The organism is Ruegeria sp. N4 (genome assembly GCF_056531425.1).
Genome location: NZ_JBQFLT010000032.1, coordinates 1 through 1,172 on the forward strand (window position 1 = coordinate 1; position 1,172 = coordinate 1,172).

The following is a 1,172-nucleotide window of genomic DNA, read 5'->3' on the forward strand; positions in this document are numbered from 1 at the left end:
TGGGCCGGTTGGTCTTGATAGTTATTTAGCCGAGCTGCAGCCGCCAATGACCTCAAGTTCCAAATGTTCTCGGGTTTTAGCAATAATAAGATTGGTCATTCTGTTTCTGACGACCTTGCCCATAAATTGATATCTTCTTCCGAACTGATTTCATCGATCTTTTTCAACTCGTCAGAACTGAAGTCGAGATTATCAACAACGCCTGCGCAGTCGACGATCTGTTCCGGCCGGGACGCGCCGATAAGTGCGGTGGTCACGCGCCCACCTCTGAGCACCCAGGCCAGAGCCATTTGCGCCAGAGTCTGACCACGAGCTTCGGCCATGTCGTTCAGAGCACGGACACTTGCCAGAGATCGCTCGTTGATCATGCCATCGAGCAGCGACTTTCCTTGTGTGGCACGGCTGCCATCCGGAATATCGCGCAGGTATTTCGACGTAAGAATGCCTTGTGCCAGGGGCGTGAAGGCAATCGATCCTACCCCAAGATCGTCAAGGGTATCGAGCAAACCGTCCCGCTCCACCCAACGGTTGAGCAGATTGTAAGAAGGCTGGTGAATCAGACAAGGTGTCCCAAGATCGTTGAGAATCTTCACCGCCTCGCGCGTGCGTTGGGAGTTGTAGCTCGAGATACCGGCGTAGAGCGCGCGACCCGACCGTACGATATGATCCAAGGCACCCATTGTCTCTTCGAGCGGGGTGTCGGGGTCAAAGCGGTGGGAATAAAAGATGTCGACATAATCAAGCCCCATGCGCGCGAGTGATTGGTCACAGGACGCAATCATGTACTTGCGCGACCCCCATTCTCCGTAAGGTCCCGGCCACATGTCGTAGCCTGCTTTGGAGGAAATGATCAGCTCATCCCTGTAACCCGCGAAATCCGTTTTGAGGATCTCGCCAAATGCCTCTTCGGCTGAACCAGGTGGTGGACCGTAGTTGTTCGCCAGATCAAAGTGAGTGATCCCATGGTCGAACGCTGCACGACACATGGCGCGCTTGTTTTCGTGCGGTGAGTCTGCACCGAAATTGTGCCACAGCCCCAAGCTGACAACAGGGAGTTTAATACCGGACCGCCCACATCGCCGATACACCATCCGCTCGTAGCGGTCCGGCTCTGGGGTGTACGGCATGGGTTTTGGCTTTGGCGGTCGTTGAGCTTTGGTCATGCGCACATA

At 54.9% G+C, this 1,172-nt stretch carries 1 protein-coding gene; it reads right to left on the reverse strand.

What is annotated here, in order from left to right:
• Window positions 1–95: 95 nt before the first annotated feature.
• Complete coding sequence (gene mgrA / locus ACR0LW_RS21210; protein ID WP_425079703.1) at window positions 96–1,127, reverse strand: L-glyceraldehyde 3-phosphate reductase; 1,032 nt, start codon at window positions 1,125–1,127, stop codon at window positions 96–98.
• Window positions 1,128–1,172: the final 45 nt, after the last annotated feature.